General features: G+C 65.0%; 12 protein-coding genes and 1 riboswitch. Of the genes, 7 read left to right on the top strand and 5 right to left on the bottom strand.

The genetic code is table 11. The features are described 5' to 3' along the window. The first annotated feature begins 185 nt into the window (after window positions 1–185). The 7 genes from CN311_RS23630 to CN311_RS23600 all read left to right on the top strand — a co-directional run bounded on the left by CN311_RS23630 (window position 186) and on the right by CN311_RS23600 (window position 9,388). Window positions 186–1,673 (top strand): sugar ABC transporter ATP-binding protein, encoded by a 1,488-nt coding sequence (locus CN311_RS23630; RefSeq protein WP_097576093.1) that lies wholly within the window; start codon window positions 186–188, stop codon window positions 1,671–1,673. Then, entirely contained in the window at window positions 1,670–2,704 is a 1,035-nt protein-coding gene (locus CN311_RS23625) for an ABC transporter permease (protein ID WP_245440924.1), read from the top strand. The genes CN311_RS23630 and CN311_RS23625 overlap by 4 nt, the downstream gene beginning before the upstream one ends. Continuing rightward, window positions 2,701–3,696, top strand: a complete 996-nt coding sequence (locus CN311_RS23620; protein ID WP_245440923.1) for an ABC transporter permease — start codon at window positions 2,701–2,703, stop codon at window positions 3,694–3,696. Before CN311_RS23625 ends, CN311_RS23620 begins: the two co-directional genes overlap by 4 nt. 23 nt (window positions 3,697–3,719) lie before the next feature. After that, the gene (locus tag CN311_RS23615) at window positions 3,720–5,780 is read left to right on the top strand and encodes a hydantoinase/oxoprolinase family protein (protein WP_097576092.1); all 2,061 of its coding nucleotides are present in this window, start codon (window positions 3,720–3,722) and stop codon (window positions 5,778–5,780) included. Between the two features lie 25 nt (window positions 5,781–5,805). After that, on the top strand, window positions 5,806–7,605 hold the full coding sequence (locus tag CN311_RS23610) for a hydantoinase B/oxoprolinase family protein (protein ID WP_097576091.1): 1,800 nt from the start codon (window positions 5,806–5,808) through the stop codon (window positions 7,603–7,605). A 69-nt stretch (window positions 7,606–7,674) separates the two neighbouring features. After that, window positions 7,675–8,598 carry a DMT family transporter gene (locus CN311_RS23605; RefSeq protein ID WP_097576090.1) on the top strand — a complete coding sequence of 308 codons (924 nt, stop codon included), beginning with the start codon at window positions 7,675–7,677 and terminating at the stop codon, window positions 8,596–8,598. Window positions 8,599–8,676: 78 nt separating this feature from the next. Further along, window positions 8,677–8,789: riboswitch (TPP riboswitch) on the top strand. Further along, window positions 8,780–9,388, top strand: coding sequence for a YkoF family thiamine/hydroxymethylpyrimidine-binding protein (locus tag CN311_RS23600; RefSeq protein WP_097576115.1), 609 nt, complete (start codon window positions 8,780–8,782; stop codon window positions 9,386–9,388). Its footprint overlaps the riboswitch before it by 10 nt. Before the next feature lie 14 nt (window positions 9,389–9,402). On the opposite strand, the gene CN311_RS23595 is transcribed toward CN311_RS23600, so the two are convergent. The 5 genes from CN311_RS23595 to CN311_RS23575 form a co-directional block, all read right to left on the bottom strand. Continuing rightward, window positions 9,403–10,494, bottom strand: coding sequence for a siderophore-interacting protein (locus CN311_RS23595; protein ID WP_097576089.1), 1,092 nt, complete (start codon window positions 10,492–10,494; stop codon window positions 9,403–9,405). Further along, window positions 10,487–12,493 carry a Fe(3+)-hydroxamate ABC transporter permease FhuB gene (gene fhuB / locus CN311_RS23590; protein WP_097576088.1) on the bottom strand — a complete coding sequence of 669 codons (2,007 nt, stop codon included), beginning with the start codon at window positions 12,491–12,493 and terminating at the stop codon, window positions 10,487–10,489. Before fhuB ends, CN311_RS23595 begins: the two co-directional genes overlap by 8 nt. After that, window positions 12,486–13,385 (bottom strand): iron-siderophore ABC transporter substrate-binding protein, encoded by a 900-nt coding sequence (locus CN311_RS23585; RefSeq protein ID WP_425351091.1) that lies wholly within the window; start codon window positions 13,383–13,385, stop codon window positions 12,486–12,488. Before CN311_RS23585 ends, fhuB begins: the two co-directional genes overlap by 8 nt. 43 nt (window positions 13,386–13,428) lie before the next feature. Further along, window positions 13,429–15,612 carry a TonB-dependent siderophore receptor gene (locus CN311_RS23580; RefSeq protein ID WP_097576087.1) on the bottom strand — a complete coding sequence of 728 codons (2,184 nt, stop codon included), beginning with the start codon at window positions 15,610–15,612 and terminating at the stop codon, window positions 13,429–13,431. Window positions 15,613–15,765: 153 nt separating this feature from the next. Then, window positions 15,766–16,650, bottom strand: coding sequence for a helix-turn-helix domain-containing protein (locus CN311_RS23575; RefSeq protein WP_097576113.1), 885 nt, complete (start codon window positions 16,648–16,650; stop codon window positions 15,766–15,768). Window positions 16,651–16,735 lie beyond the last annotated feature (85 nt).

Genomic DNA, 16,735 nt, shown 5'->3' with positions numbered 1-16,735 from the left:
CTTCCTCCCAGCCTGGCCGCTTCCCTGGGAAGCGGCCAGGCGCCGCCGGCTTGAAGCCATCGCTGCCAAAATGATTCAGCCGATGCGCTTAAGTCCTTGTTTTTGAGCATATCGGCCCAAACCGCCGCTGCCTTTTGGGCAAGATGCTCAATTTTTGGTGAGATGCTCCTGGGCTTTATGACGAGATGCTGGAAGTAACCGGATTCACCAAGAGATTTCGCGGCATCGCCGCGCTCGACAATGTCGACTTCTCGCTCAACGAAGGCGAGGTCCACGCGCTGCTTGGTGAGAACGGCGCCGGCAAGTCGACGCTGATCAATCTCATTGCCGGCACATTCCCCTGGGCCGAGGGCGTCTACCGGATCAATGGCCGCACGATCACGAGCCTCACCCCGCAGGTCGCGCAGGAGATCGGCATTGCCGCCGTCTTCCAGGAGTTCAGCCTGGTGCCCGACCTTACCGTGCTGGAGAACATCTTTCTCGGCCGCGAGCAGTCGGGCAGCCTCTTCCTCAAGCGGCGGCAGATGCGCCAGGCTGGCACCGAACTGCTCGACGGGCTCGGCTTCAACCTGCCGCTCGACGAGAAGGTGGCGTTCCTGTCGCGTGCCCAGAAACAAATGGTCGAGATCGCCAAGGCGCTGCGTATGCGGCCGAAAGTGCTCATTCTCGATGAACCCACGGCATCGCTCACCGATGGCGAGGCCGAAAAGCTCTTCCATGCCGTGGCGCTGCTCAAGGGCAGGGGCGTCGGCATCATCTATGTCTCGCATCGCATGAGCGAGATCCGCAACCTGTCCGACCGAGTCACCGTGCTGCGCGGCGGCAAGAGGATCGGCACCGTGGTGACGTCAGAGATTTCGGATGAGGGGCTGATCGAGATGATGGTCGGCCGTCCGGTCGAGCAGCTCTTCCCCAGCATCGAGCACCGGCCGGGCGCAGCCAGGCTCGAGGTGCGGAACCTCACCACGCAGGACCATTCCGTCATCGACGCCTCGTTCGTGGCGCGGGCGGGCGAGGTGGTCGGCCTCGCCGGTCTCGTCGGCTGCGGGCGCAGCGAGCTTTGCCGTGCCGTCTTCGGTCTGGAGACGATCGAGGCGGGAACCATCACTGTCGGCGACAAGACCGTCGCGCGTCCCTCGCCAGCGTCCATGCTGGCCAGCAAGGTCTGCTATTTTCCGGCCGACCGAGGTTCGGAAGGACTGGCCATGGCGCGGTCGGCGCGTGAAAACGCGACGATGAGCTCGCTCGACCTGCCGGCCTTGTCGGCCGGGCCGCTGCTGAAGTTCTGGCGCGAACGCGAGGTGATCAAGGCGCCGCTCACCGACCTTGCGCTGCGGCCAATGGCGCCCGAGCGCAAGGTCTCGGCATTTTCCGGCGGCAACCAGCAGAAGCTGATGCTGGCGCGCGGGCTGATGCGGCCCTTCGATGTCTATCTCTTCGACGAACCGACGGTCGGCATCGACGTCGGCGCCAAGGTCGATGTCTACAATCTCATCAAGTCACTGGTGGCAGCCGGCGCCTCGGTCGTCGTCTCGACCTCCGAATTGCCGGAGCTCATCAACCTCGCCTCGCGCGTCTATGTCATGCATGAAGGCAAGGTCGTCGCCGAGCTTGGCCAGGGCGAGCTGACGGAGGCGCAAATCCTGTCCCATTATTTCGGAGGGCGGGCGTGAGTTCGGAGCAGGCAACGATGGCCCCTTCGGGCGTGATCAAACCCACGGAGCACCGGTCGAGCCTGCTCGACCGCTTTCTCATGCAGGGCGGCATCGTCATCACCTTTCTCATCGTGGCGGTGGTGGCGACGGCGCTGGTCGAGCCGCGCTTCCTCAACCGGCTCAACCTCATCAACGTCATGCGCAATTTCGCGCTCCTGCTCATACCGTCGCTGGCGCAGATGCTGGTGATGACGGCCGGCGGCTTCGACCTGTCGGTCGGCGCGGTGGTGGCGATCTCGTCCGTGGTCACCGCCGCCGTGATGCTCGTCGGCAGCGGCTATTTTCCGGATATGGAGATCGCCGTCATCCTGCTTTCGCTGGTTGCCGCCATCGGCGTCGGTGTCCTCGTCGGCTTGACCAATGCCGGGCTGGTGGCGAGCCTCTCGCTCTCGCCCTTCATGGTGACGCTCGCCATGATGTCGGTGCTGATGGGCATCGCCCTCTATTTCACGCAAGGCATCCCGATCTATGGCGTCGCCCAATCCTTTATCACCGGCGTTGGGCGCGGACAGTTTCTCGGCCTGCCGATCGTGCTCCATGTCGCGCTCATTGTGCTCGTCGCCTGCATCGTCATGCAGCGCTTCACCGCGCTCGGCCGGCATATCTACGCGGTCGGCAGCGATTTGCGTTCAGCCAGGCTGTCCGGCGTGGCGACCGGCCGCACGCTGGCGATCGCCTATGTGCTCGCCGGTATCCTTGCCGCGCTGACCGGATTCCTGATGACATCCCGGCTCGGCTCCGGCCAATCGACCATCGGCGGCACGCTGGCGCTGGAGACCATTGCTGCTGCCGTCATCGGCGGGGTGTCGCTGCGCGGTGGGGTCGGCCGTGCAGAGCATGTGGCGCTTGCCGCGCTCTTCCTTGCCGTCATCGCCAATGCGATGAACCTGGTCCAGGTCGACAGCAAATATCAGACACTCGTGCTCGGCGCGGTGCTGATCGTGGCGCTTGCCATCGACCGGCTTCTGCTGAGAAAGCGGCAGGCATGAGCACACCGTCAGGCACCAAGGCCCAGTCGATCGGCCCGCTCTCCGGCGGCGCCATCAAGGACATGCTGCTTGCCGCGCGCCTGCCGATCGCCATTGTCGTCACGCTGGTGCTGTTCGGATTGGTCGAGCCGCGGGTATTGTCGCTGGGCAATTTCCGCAACATCGCCATCCAGGCGAGTTATCTCTCGATTTTCGCCATGGCACAGACCATGGTCATCCTGACGCGCGGCTTCGACCTGTCCCTGGGCTACACCGTGTCGCTGGTCAGCGTCGTGGCTTCGATGGCCATGGTGGCAATGGGCGGCGGTGACGCATCCATCCTTTACGGCGTCGGCGCTGGCGTCCTGATCGCCGCGCTGATCGGCCTCGCCAACGGGCTGCTGATCGCCGGCATCGGCATCAACCCGCTGGTGACGACGCTGGGCATGGCCAACATCGTGATGGCCCTCTCCTCGACGATCAGCGGCGGCTTTCCGGTCACCGGCCTGCCGCGCGGCCTGACGGCGGAATTCGCGCAGGGCTCGCTCATGTCCATTCCGATCCCGATCTGGTTCGCCGGGCTGGTTTACACGCTGCTGTTCCTGACGCTCAAGGCGACGAAGTTCGGACGCAGCCTCTACATCATCGGCGCCAATCCGAGGGCGGCCGTCGCGGCCGGCATCCGCACGCTGCCGGTGCTGGTGCTTGCCTATACGCTGTGCGCGGTGCTTGCGGCACTCGGGGCATTATTGCTCACCGCCCGCACCGGCTCGGGCGAACCCAATCTCGGCGGCAATCTCACGCTGGAAGCGATCGCCGCCGCCGTCGTCGGCGGGGTGCGGCTGTCGGGCGGTGAGGGTGGCGTCGGCGCGGCCCTGCTCGGCGCGCTGTTCATCACCGTGCTCTCCAACGGCATGAACCTTGTCCAGATCGACGGCTATCTCCAGCAGATCTGCCTCGGCGTCATCATCATCGTCAGCCTGATCGTCAATCGCGACGTCGCCAGGCGCTGAAACCCTTCTTTTTGAGGACATGCATGACCTATCAAGTTTGCATCGACATTGGCGGCACCTTCACCGACTGCCTTGTCTCGAACAGCAAGGGCGAGATCGCCATTTTCAAGTCGCCGACCACACCCGGCGAGTTCGAAAAGGGCTTCATCGATGTCCTGCATGTCGCGGCCGAGGGTTACGGTCTCATGCCCGCCGATTTCATGAAGAAGATAGAACTCGTCGTGCACGGCTCGACGGTGTCGACCAACGCGCTGGTCGAGCGCAAGACGGTCAAGGTCGGCCTTGTGCTGACCGAGGGCCACCAGGACATCCTCGTGCTGCGCGAGGGGCCGCGCAAGGGCGCCTTCCAGTGGCGCCTCAACTATCCCGATCCCTATGTGCCGCGCCACCTCACCAAGACGGTGGCCGGACGCATCGACGCGCGCGGCCGCGAGCTTGCGCCGCTCTCGCTGGACGATGTCCGCAAGGCAGCGAGCGAGTTCCGCGCCCTCGGTGTCGAGGCGGTTGCCGTCGGCCTGCTGTGGTCGGTGGTCAATCCGGCGCATGAACTTGCGGTGCGCGCCATCCTGGAACAGGAACTGCCCGGCATTCCGATCACGCTCAGCCACGAGATCAACCCGATGCCGCGCGAGTACAAGCGCATCATTGCCGCCGCCATCGACGCCTCGATCAACCCGATCGTGCGCACCTATATCGAGAAGCTGAAGACGGCGCTCGACGAGGAAGATTTTGCGGGCGAGCTGCTGCTGGCCAATTGCGTCGGCGGCATGATGCCGCTCGCCGACATGATCCGCAAACCGATCTACAGTGTCATGTCGGGACCGACGCTAGCGCCGATGGCGGCGCTGGCGCTGTCTGACGAGCCCGACATCATTGTCGGCGACATGGGCGGCACGACCTTCGACGTCTCGGCGCTGCGCGATCACCAGATCATCGTCACGCCCGACAGCATGATCCACAATGACTCGCTCGGCATTCCCAAGGTCGACGTGCGCTCGGTTGGCGCCGGCGGCGGTTCGATCGCCTTCGTCGACGAGGGCGGGCTGCTGCGGGTCGGCCCGCGCAGCGCCGGCGCGCGACCGGGGCCGGCCTGCTATGGCAAGGGCGGCACCGAACCGACGGTCACCGACGCCAATGTCGTGCTCGGCATCGTCGACCCGGACTATTTCCTCGGCGGCAAGATGAAGCTGGAGCGCGAACTCGCCGAAGCGGCCGTCGACAAGATCGCCGAGCGGCTCGGCGTCACGCGCGAGCAGGCGGCGTACGCGATCTACACGACCAGCAACCACAATATGGTCGCGGCGATCGAGGAAATCACCGTGCGCGAAGGCATCAATCCGCGCGACAGCTTCTTTGTCTGCGGCGGCGGCGCCACCGCCATCCACATCGCCGAGATGGCCGACATCCTCGGCCTCAAGCGCTATATGGTTCCGCGCTTCATGGCGGGCCTCAGCGCCTTTGGCGGCCTGATCTGCGATATCCGCAGCGAGGAAAGCGCCGTCCTGCTGACATCGGATGCGAATTTCAACGTCGACGGCGTCAACCAGGCGCTGAAGCGGCTGCGGCAGGCCGGAGACAGTTTCCTCGCCGAGGCCGGCGTGGCACCTGATAACAGGCAGTTCGAGTTCTCCTTCCTCGGCCGCTACGAATATCAGTCCTTCGAGATCGAGGTGCCGTTCGAAAGCAAGGACGGCACGCTGTCGGCCGACGACCTGCCTGGACTGGTCGAGGCTTTCCACAAGATGCATGAGCGCATCTATTCGATCCGCGCCGACAATGACGTGGTCGAGTTCACGGCGTGGAAGTTGCGCGCCATCGGCAAGCGCTCCGGCCAGGATCTCTGGCAGAAGAATACGCTTGCGGTCCAATCGGGCGACATCAAACCCAAGGCCCGGCGCGGCATCTACCAGCAGGAAAGCGGACGGGTCGAAACCGTGCCGGTCTACGAGATGGCCGAGCTCGGCGCCGGCGCCCGTCTCGCCGGACCTTGCCTGGTCGAGGCCGAGACTTTTACCGCCTACCTGAAAAACCAGCACCGGGGCGAGATAGACCAGTATGGCAATCTCGTCGTCGACATCATCTAACCCCGCAACCGCGTGAGGTAACGCCATGGACGCCATCAACAAAGCTGAGCTCGACGTCGCGGAGCGGCGGGTGGATCCCTTCCTGATGTCGGTGCTCAAGAGCCGCTTCGAGGCGATCGTGCGCGAGATGACGCTGGTCGTCATGCGGGCGAGCCGCTCGGCGGTGATCAAGAACGCGCGCGACTTCTCCTGCGCCATCCTGACCTACGACCATAGGCTGGTCTCGGTCGAGGACGCGCTGCCGATCCATGTCATGTCGATGGACATGGCGACGCGGCCGCTGACCGACCTCTTCGACGACATTACGCAAGGCGACATCTTCCTCAACAACTGCCCCTATACCGGCGGCACCCATCACGCCGACCTGATCATGACGATGCCGGTGTTTTACGAGGGTGTGCCGCTGTTCTGGGTCGTCGCGCTGTCGCACCACGCCGACACCGGCGCGCCGGTGCCGTCGACCTATCTGCCCTTCGCCAAGAACATCTTCGAGGAGGGCATGCATTTTCCCTGCGTGCGGGTGGCGCAGAACTACCAGGAGAAGAAGGACATCCTGCGCATCGGCACCATGCGCAACCGCGTGCCCGACATGTGGCTGGGCGATGTGCGCGCGCAGATCGGCGCCTGCCGGACCGGCGAGCGCCGCATTGGCGAACTGTTCACACGCTATGGCCGCGAGACAATCATGGGCTTCGTCGAGGACTGGTTCGACTATGGCGCGCGCTGCGCCAAGGCGGCGATCGCCAAATTGCCCGCTGGCAGCTACAGCTATGAAACGCGGCACGACCCGGTGCCCGGCGTGGCCGACGAGGGCATTCCGGTGCGGCTAACCATCCATGTCGACCCGGCCAAGGGCGAGATCGTCGTCGATGCGCGCGACAATATCGACAATGTGCCGGGCGGCCTGAACCTGTCCGAGAACACCGCCACTGGCTCCTGCCGCATCGGCGTCTTCAACAATCTGGACGAAAGCATCCCGCACAATGAGGGCGCCAAGTCGCAGATCAAGGTGCTGCTGCGCGAGGGAAGCGTCGTGGGCAAGCCGAAATATCCGGTCGGCACCTCGGTCGCCACCACCAATGTCAACGACCGGCTGATGATCGCCGGCAATTGTGTCTTCTCGCGGATGGGCGCGCCATACGGACAGGCCGAGAGCGGCTCGCATCTTCCCGCTGGCGTCGGCGTCATCTCTGGCGAGGATCCGTTCAAGAACGGCAAATCCTATGTCAACCAGGTCTTCGTCGGCTATGCCGGCGGCGGTGCCCGGCACGGCTATGACGGCTGGCTGACCTATTGCGGCCCGGCCAATGCCGGCCTTATCCAACTCGACTCGGTCGAGGTCGACGAATCCATGTATCCGATCGTCATCGAGCGTCGCGGCGTGCTGCCGGGCTCGCAGGGCTTTGGCGAGTTCGAAGGCGCGCCGGCCACCGGCGGCGTCTTCTACCCGCTCGACCACGACATGACGATCGTCTACGCGGCCGACGGCACCTCGTTTCCGCCGCGCGGCGTGCTGGGCGGCGGCGACGGCAAGGAGAGCGAATCCATCAAGGTCCGGGGTGGCGACAGGATCGTGCTGCCGGCGTTCAGCGAGGAGACGATCGAGGACGGCGCCAGGATCGAGTTCACCGCTTGTGGCGGTGGGGGTTACGGCGATCCGCTGAAACGCGAGCCGAGACGCGTCGTGGCGACCGTCAATCGCGGCTGGCTGAGCCGGGAGGATGCCGAGACAGTCTATGGCGTTGCGTTGACGGATGCGGCCGAGCCCGGCCTGCTGATGGTCGACGAGGCACGGACGGCGGAGCTTCGCGCCAGTCGGCGCTGACTGGAAAGCCTTCTGCACTGAGACCGGAAAGGGAGGGCGCCTGGCCAAGGCCGGGCGCATGATGCGGCCATGCATGAAGATCGACCGATATCCCTGGCACGATTCCGCCTGGCGGATGCCGCGCTGTTGCTGCTTGCCGCGGCGATCTATGGCGGCATCTTTGCGGTGAACCGCCTCGCCGCGGAAGCGCTCTGGCCGCCTATGGGCTTTGCCTTTCTGCAATCGCTGCTGGCGGGCATTGTCCTGGCGCTGCTTGTGGTGCTCGGCGGACGCTTCGCCCTGTCGGCGGCGCATCTGCGCGCCTATGTCGTCATGGGCGCCCTAGTCGTCGGCCTGCCGATCGGCATATTGGTCAAGGCGGCGGAGCATATCGACGCTTCCGTGCTGACGCTGGTGCTCTGCCTCTCCCCCATCCTCACTCTGCTCATCGGTGTGGCGGCCGGGCTCGAGCGTTTCGACCAGCGTACCTTATTCGGGATGCTTCTGGGCATAGCTGGCGTGGCGGTCATCATGGCGCCCGGCGCCGGCGTCATCGGCGACGGTGGCATGTTCTGGTTCCTGGTCGCCCTTTCGGCGCCGCTGATGTTCGCCGCCGCCAACAATTGCGCCAAATGGCTGCGGCCGGCGGATGCCACGTCGGCCGCCATGGCCGCCGGAACGCTGCTGGGTGCCGCGGCCGTGGCAGGCGTGGTGATGCTGGTGCTCGGCAGCGCGGTGCTGCCGCCCGGCGGCATTATGTCGGGGCTGCTGCCGCTCGTCATCGCCACGGCGATCAACGCCGTCTTCTTCTGGCTTTTCTTCGCGCTGGTCGCGCGCATCGGCCCAGCGCGCTTCTCGCTGTTCAACTATCTCGCGGTAGCAGCCGGAATTCTCTGGAGCCTGGTTTTCTTCGGCGAACAGCCGGGCGCGCTGTTCTGGCTGGCGCTGCTGCTGATGATGGCCGGGATGTATCTGGCACTGTCGCGCAAGGCCGGGCCGGCGGCTGCGGCGTGAACTCGGCGCATGCGACATCGCTGCGCGATCATGCGAGCGCCCGCTGCTTGCGCATGTCGGATGCCGGTGTTAGGTGTGCCCTATCGACAGGGGCGCCCCGCATTGCCGGGGCTGAGATGTAAGGCGCCAAGCCTTCGGTCCCTCAAGCTGATCTGGGTAATGCCAGCGGAGCGAGGCGACCGTGTTTTCAGGTGCACAGATTTCACTCTATCCGATGTGCGACGATTTCGTCGGCGTCATCCTCGGGGCGCTTTCGGCGTTCGACCCATATCGGGCGAATTTCCGCATCGAGACCGACGACATCTCGACGCTGATCGTCGGTCCGCCCGAACAGCTGTTCCCGGCCATGCGCGATCTCTTCGCATCGGCGGCGGCAAGCGGCGTGCATTGCGTGTTGTCGGCAACGGTGTCGCGCGGCTGCCCGGGCGAGCCCGACGATCCGATCTGCACGCCGATTTCCGGCGGCAGCCACGAGCTGGCGCTGGCGGAGCGCATCGACGCGGCGCGGGCGCATGTCGACACTGCGGAAAGGCTTGGGCAAGAGGTCGCCGCGCAGTTCTCGCTCTATCCGCTCGGCGAAGGCCATCACATGGACGAGATCTATGGCTGCATCGACTTCCTCAAGGCGTCCGGCGTCTTCGACAAATCGAAGAATTTCTGCACCAAGCTGAGAGGCGATGCCGGACCGGTGTTCGCGACGCTGTCGGAAGCTTTTCTTCGCTTCGGCGCGCCGCAGGGCCATGTCGCGCTCGATCTCACCGTGTCGGCGAACAGCCCGAGCTTGCGATAAGTCGAACCGGTCGGTCAGTCTGTTCGTGCGGTATCGCCCTCGTAACCGCAGCGCCAGTAGGCGACCACGAGATGCGCGTCGCGCGCCAGTTTCCGGTCTTGCCTGAGGTAGGAGCGGATGGCGCGGAAGCTCTTGTGTTCGCAGCCGGCCCAGGCAAAGACGCTGCGCCCGTCCTCGGGCCAACGGACTTGCCGGACCGCATCCTGAAGCAAGGTCGATTTGCCGGGGGCCACGCCGTTCCTGTGCAGCCACTTTATGTCCAGCGAGGCCGGCGAAACCAGCTTCTGCTCCTCGCCGCCATTGGCAACCTCGATGCGGATGACGGCGTGCACGCCTGCCGGCAGCGCCTCGACGATGCGGCCGATCGTGGGCAGGGCGGTTTCGTCGCCGGCAAGCAGGCACCAGTCGGCCACGGGGACCTCGCCGCCACCCGGCCCCGTCATGCCGACGATGTTGCCGATCCGTGCATTGGCGGCAAAGCGCGCGCCGGGCATGCCGTCGCCGTCATGCAGGACGAAGTCGATATCGACCTCTCCCTTGTCGACGTTGATGCGGCGGATCGTGTAGATGCGCACGTCCGGCCGCCGTTCCGCTTCGGGCCATGCCGGGCGGCCATCCTCGCCGGTGACGGGCCAGGCGGGGACGGCGCCATCCCTTGGCAGCAGCAGGCGGACATGAAGTCCGCCCGTGGCGAAGCGTCCGAGGTCGCTGCCGGCCAGGGTCAGCCGCCGCATATGCGGCGTCACGCTGGCGGTCCGCACGACGCGCATCTCGCGGAAATAGGGCAAGGGCTGGCCGGTCGCGCCATCGCCTTGCCAGACGATTGCGGGGTTCTCCACCGAAGCGAAATGCAAAAGATGCTCGGCGATGGAAAGTTTTACATAGGCCAGGGATGTCTCGTCATTGCCCTCTGCGAAAACCCTGAGGCAGCGCTGACAGGCTTCCATGCTGGCCGAACCGAAGGCTGTGTCGATGCGGCTGCAGGCGCCGTCGATGGCGACGTCGCCATGATCGGCAAAATGGGCGCAAAGCCGCTGCATGATGTCTTGCGGACAAGACAGCGCGATCTCGGCGGACGCCTTGAGGTTTCTCGGCATGTCAGCCATGACGCGGTACTCCTTTTGCGAGTAGATGGACGAGATACGGTCCGCCAAGCAGCGAGGCGAACAGGCCGACGGGCAACTCGTATGGAAAGGCCGCCATGCGCGACAGCCAGTCTGATACGATCATCAGAAGCGCACCGACCAGCACCGCGCCGGCGAGGTGAGCTCGGGCGCGGGTAAAGCCGACCAGCCGTGCGAGGTGCGGCGCGATGAGGCCGACAAAGCTCAGCGGTCCGACGAACATCGCGGCAAGTGCGGTCAGGATCGCGGCGAGAACGATCAGCATCAGCCGGCCTTTGGCGACCGGCAGGCCCAGCCCGCGCGCGGTATTTTCGCCGAGCGGCAGGATATCGAGCCAGCGGATGGCGAGAAACAGCGGCAGCGTCAGCAGCACCAGACAGGCGACCATGAGCCAGGCATCGACGCCGGTCGCCTGGCTGGTCGAGCCGCTGAGCCAACGCAGCAGGACGTAGGACTGCGCATTTCCCATCGCGATGGCTGCTGTGATGACGGCGCTGCACAGCGCGCTCATGGCGACGCCGGCCAGCAGCAGCCGCTCGGCGCCGAATTTCGCCCGCGCGCCGATCGCCAGCATGGCGATCAACACCGCCAGCGAACCGAGCACGGACCCGGCAAATTGCCAACCGGGCGCAGCCGCCACGCTGAACGCCAGCACCGCGGTCAGGCCGGCGCCGGCGCCGGTGCCGACGCCCAGCACCTCCGGGCTTGCCAGTGGATTGCCGGTGATGCGCTGGATCACCACGCCTGCCACTGCCAGCATGGCGCCGGCGGCCGCCGCCACGCCGATGCGCGGCGCGCGCCAGGCGGCGAGATCGGCCAGCATGTCGCCGCCGGCGACAGACCAGCCTGCCGGACCACGCCCGAGAATGAGCGCCACCCCTGCGGAGAGAAGCATCGCCAGCAACAACAGCAGGATGATGAGCCAGGGATGGCCGGCCTTGCGCGGAGAAGCGCCATGCGCGCCGAGATCAGGCCATTCGAGCATGCGCAGCCTCGGCAGCAGCCAGAGCAGAACGGGGCCGCCCAGAAGTGCGGTGCCGGCGCCGGTCGGAATGCGTTCGCCGCCAGTGCCGGCCGCCAGTTGCACCAGCCCGTCCGTCAGCCACAGCAGGATGGCGCCGACCAGTGGCGCGGCGAGCAGCTTTTGCCGCAGCGTTCGCGCGCCCGAAAGTGCGGCGAGCGCGGGCGCCGCAAGGCCGACGAAGCCGATGACGCCGACCTCCGCGACCACGGTGGTCGCCATCCACACGGCAAGCGCGATGACGAGGAAGCGGCTGCCGTGACGCGCGATGCCCAGACTGCGCGCCGAGGCGTCGTCAAGGCCAAGAATCGTCAGCGGTCTGAGCAGCAACAGGGCGGCGGCCCCGCCGATCGCAAGCCTGACCGCCAAAGCGATGGCCGGTCCCCAGTCCTGCTGGACAAGCGATCCGCCGCCCCAGATGAACAGCGAGAACAGATAGTCGCCATTGGCGAGGATCAGGGCGGCGCTGACGGAGCTCGCGGTCAGCGCCACCATCATGCCGGCAAGCACGACGGAGACGGGCTCTAACCCGCGCCGCCAGGTCAGCGACAGCACCAGCAGCACCGCGGCGATGCCGCCGGCAAAGGCGACCGGCCCTTGCGACCGCTCCATCAGGAACGGCGCGTAGATGGAAGCCGCCGTCATGGCGAGCTGCGCCCCCGCCGAAATGCCGAGCGTCGATGGTTCGGCCAGCGGATTGCGCAGCACGCGCTGCAGCAAAAGCCCGGAGAGACCGAGAACGGCGCCGGCCAGCACTGCCACCGCCGCGCGCGGCAGCGTGCTGTAGAGAAGGATGACACGGTCGAGATCGATGCCGCTGCCCGTCAGCGCGGCAGGCCACTGCATGCCGACGCGCCAGGCGAACAGGAGTGCCGCCACAACGGCCAAAAGGCCCCAGAGCGCGACCGGCGGCAGCGCATGGCCGGTCACGGCGCGCTCGGTCATGGCGCGGTCAGCCATGGGTCTGCCCGGCAAGTGCCACTGTAGCCAGGCGTGCGAAGCGGCGCGCCGAGGGCAGGCCGCCGAAATGATTGATCGGTTCCAGCACGGCAACACGACCCTCGCGGACCGCCGGCAGCGCGTTCCACAAGGCATTTGCAGGCAGCGAGCGGCCGACATCAGCCGGCAGCGGCGAGACGACGAGGATCGATGCGGCGGGAACGCGCGCCAGCGCTTCCAGTCCGACCGGAGCGGCGGCGCTGTAATCCGTCTCGTCGGTCCAGGCGTTCTTCATGCCGAGACGCTGAAGCACGTCGCCAAACATCGAATCCCGGCCGAAGGCGCGGAAATGGCGTGAATCGCCAAGGCTGATGACAAAGACTGGCCGCCCTGAGGCGGCCGGCAACGCGGCGCGCAATCGGGTGATCTCGACTGATGTCTCGTCGACATAGCGTTTCGCCTCGGCCTGTCGTCCGAGTCTTTCGCCAAGCGCCAGCATAGCGGCCTCAGCGAGCGGGTAGGGCGGCACGCCGGGCGCGTAGACCGCTTGCGCAAAGACTGGCGCAATGCGCTCAAGCATGGGGCGCTGGTACTCATAGAAGTTGGAGATGACGATGAGATCCGGCGCGACGATGCGCAGCAACTCGTAATTGGGTGTGCCGCGCAGGCCGAGATCGGCTATCGATGGAGGGACGATCGGTTCGACCACGACCTTGCGGAACTGGATGAGTTCGGTCGCCGCGACCGGCTCGATGCCGAGCGCCAGCAAGGTTTCCAGCATGCCCCAGTCGATCGCCGCGACGCGCAGCGGCGCTGCCCTGGCGACGATCGGCGACAGGGCCGCCGCCAAGCCCAGCGCGAGCACCCGCCGCCGATTGGGCAGATGTCCCATCGCCCGGGGCAGATGGTTCATCGCCCGGGGAAGGAAGATCATCGCTGACGTCTTTGGCACAGAACTACCAAGTCGTATGGGCCTTCAGCTTGAACGAGCGGCCTTCGCCATAGGAGCAGGTCGCGAGCGTCTGGCAGCTTGCCACATAGGTCTTGTCGAAGAGATTGGTGATGTTGAGGTCGACGCCCCAGTTCTCCTTCTCGTAGCCGAGCTTCAGATCGGCCAGCGTAACGGCCGGAACCTTCGCCGTGTTGTCGTTGTCTGCCCACGAGGAGCCGAGATGGCGGACGCCGGCGCCGACCGAGATGCCGTCATACCAGCCGCCGCGCAAGGTGTAGTCGACGGATGCCGAGGCCATGACTTCCGGTACGATGAAAGGCGTCTTGCCGATCAGCGAAGGGTCTTCGCTCTTGGTGAAGTCGATATCGTAGGCGGTCAGCGCCGCGGTCACCCTGAGATCCTCGGTGACGTTGACCTTGCCTTCGATCTCCACACCGCGCGAGCGTAGCTCGTCGGCCTGGACCTGGGCAAAAGGATCGGTGTCGCTGGCGATGGCCACGTTCTGGCGCGTCAGATCGAAGAGCGACAGGGTGAACAGGCCGTCGATGAAGGTCGGCTCATATTTGACGCCGACTTCGTATTGCACGCCTTCTTCCGGCTTGAACAGGTTGCCATTCGCGTCGGTTCCGATGATCGGGTTGAAGAAAGTGGCGATGCTGGCATAGGGGGTGATGCCGTTGCCGAATTCATAAGCGAGGCCGGCCCGGCCAGAGAAATCGCCGCCGGCTCTGTTCTGGTCAACGACGGGAAAGCCGAAGGTCTCCGAGTAGTAGGTCGGACGGTTGTCGGCCTCGAGCCAGGCCCAATCATAGCGGCCGTTCAGCGTCACCAGCCAGCCGTCGCCGAAGCGCAACTGGTCCTGCGCATAGAAGCCGAGCTGCTTTTGCGTCAGATCCTGGTTGAGATAGCTGACGCGCGGCGTCAGTGGCGAGCCATAGACGGGGTGGAAGGCATCAATGGGATTGTCATAGTTCAGGTCGAAGAGACCGGACGACTGCACCTGGTCGATGTTGTAATATTTGAAGTCCAAGCCGGCGAGGATCGTATGTTCGATCGGGCCGGTCACCACCTTGCCCTCAATCTGATTGTCAAGGAGGAAGGTTTTCGCCTGAGTGTCATGGTCGAAATTTATGCGGGCCAGGTCGGTAGGCCCTCCGATGGTCGACCAGCCGTTAGGGTAGACGCTGACCTCTTTGATATCGGCGGCGGTGAAGCGGGCGTTGGAACGAACGGTCCAGTCATTGTCGAAAGTGTGCTCGAACTCATAGCCGATCGAGCCCTGTTCGCGCTTGTAGAGATCGATACTCGGTTCCGTGAAATTGGCGTCGCGGTCAATGCGTCCGTAGTTTACGCCACCGACGATATGGTCCACGACAGTCCCGTCGTAAGGCAGGAAGCTGCCGCCATTGTGGTTCTCGTCGATGTGGCTGAAATTGGCGAGCACCGTCAGCTTGGTCTGGTCGTCAGGCTGCCAGGTGATGCTGGGCGAGATGAAGCCGCGCCAGCCATCCTGCAGGTCGCTGTAGGTAGCGCCACCGGCGACGCGGCCATTGACGCGGTAGCTTACCGTTCCTTCGTTGGCGACATCGCCGACGTCGAAGCCCATGTAGACATTGCCGGCATCGTTGACGCCGGTCTCGACATAGCGCTTGTGTTCGAAATCCGGCCGCTTGCTGACATAGTTGACGATGCCGCCCGGATTGCTGCCGCCATAGAGCACCGAGGCTGGGCCCTTCAGCACCTCGATGCGTTCGAGCCCGAAGCTATCGACATAGAAGCCGCCGAAGCCGTAGCTGAACAATTGCAAGCCATCCATGTAGACGCCGGTGGCTGTCGCCTGGAAGCCGCGGATGAACAGCCAGTTGGTGTCGCTGTCAGGGCCGAAAGGCTGGGTGAAGACGCCGGCGGTGTAGCGCAGCGCCTCGTCGATCTTCTGGCCGCCCTGATCGTCGATTTCCTGCCGGCCGATCACCGAGACGGATTGCGGGATCTCCTTGAGTGCGGTCGCGCTCTTGGAGCCGGTCGTGGTCTTCTTGGCGACGACACCGTCGACCGGTCCGGTCGCGCTGTCGCCGGCATCGCCCTCGACCACCACGGGTTCGAGCTGGGTGGGGGTCTGCGCATCCTGCGCGAACGTGGTCACGGGCGGGATCATGGCGATGGCGGCGCCTGCCAAAAGCAGCTTCATCCGGCAAATTCTGTTCATAAGGCAAATCCCAGGTTCTCTAGACATATACCTGACTGTTTACCTCAACTTATGAGCGGATCATTGGACGGATTTGCGCGGTTTGTCGCTTTTTGTCCAAAAGGCGGACCTTGCGGCGTCCTGCTGCGGGAAATGTCACTGGCGCCGGTGGGCGGCCATCCAGGCGCCCGGCGTCAACCCAACGATGGATTTGAACACCCGCGTCAGATGCGCCTGATCGAAGAAGCCGGTGGCTTCGGCAATATCACCGAGCGACGCCTGTTCATGCGCCATCATGGCCTGGATCTTTCTGACCCGCGCCTGCATCTGCCAGCGGTGCGGCGGCACGCCCGTGGCCGCCTTGAAGGCGTGGCTTGTGGCGGTTTCGGACAGGCCGGTCAGCCCCGCGAGATCGGCGAGGCGAATCTTGCCCAGGCAATGCGCGTCGATATAGTCGGTGACCAGGCGCAGCTTGCGGCGGGACAGTGGCGCGCGGCGCCGCGGTCCGTCCGTCCGTCCGATCTCAAAAAGCCCGGCGAACAATGCGTTCAGCAGGCCTTCGCCATAGAGGTCGTGCATCGGCAGGCCGCTGTCGCATTCGGCCGCGATCAGGCTGGCGAGCGCTGCAATTCGGTCGTCGCAAAACTGGAAGCGCGACACACGCAGTGCCTCGCGGTCGAGGCTGCCGCCGAAGCGGCGTGTCAGCGCTGCCTCGTCGAAATGCAGATCGAGATGCTTGATGCGGCGCAGGCCCTCGACCCGGCCCCTGATCGGCACGCCCGCCGGTATGTAGGCCATGGAAAATGCCCGATCGTGGCGGCGCAATTCGCCCCGCGTCCCTTCGACGAAAAAGGCGCCGTCGCCGTCGACCTTCAGTGTGACAAAGAGCCGGGGGTCGGGAGACACATAATGGCCTCCCGCTTCCTCCCCGCACGAAACGTCCCAGAGGTCGGCGACGACGCCGTCCCAGACATGCCCTTTCAGGCCGCCTATGACGGAAAAACCCTGAATGCGACTTTCCATGCGCGGAGCGAAGGCCACGTCCGTTTCCCTGTGATGGCATGATCCCTCGGCCTTGATATATTTCATGATAGAAATTATCAAGTTTTAGCGGGGTCAGCAGAAA

This window comes from Mesorhizobium sanjuanii (assembly GCF_002529485.1).
GTDB classification, from domain to species: Bacteria; Pseudomonadota; Alphaproteobacteria; order Rhizobiales; family Rhizobiaceae; genus Mesorhizobium; species Mesorhizobium sanjuanii.
Note: the sequence above shows the minus strand (reverse complement) of the source record. Positions and strands in the feature narration are given on the sequence as shown.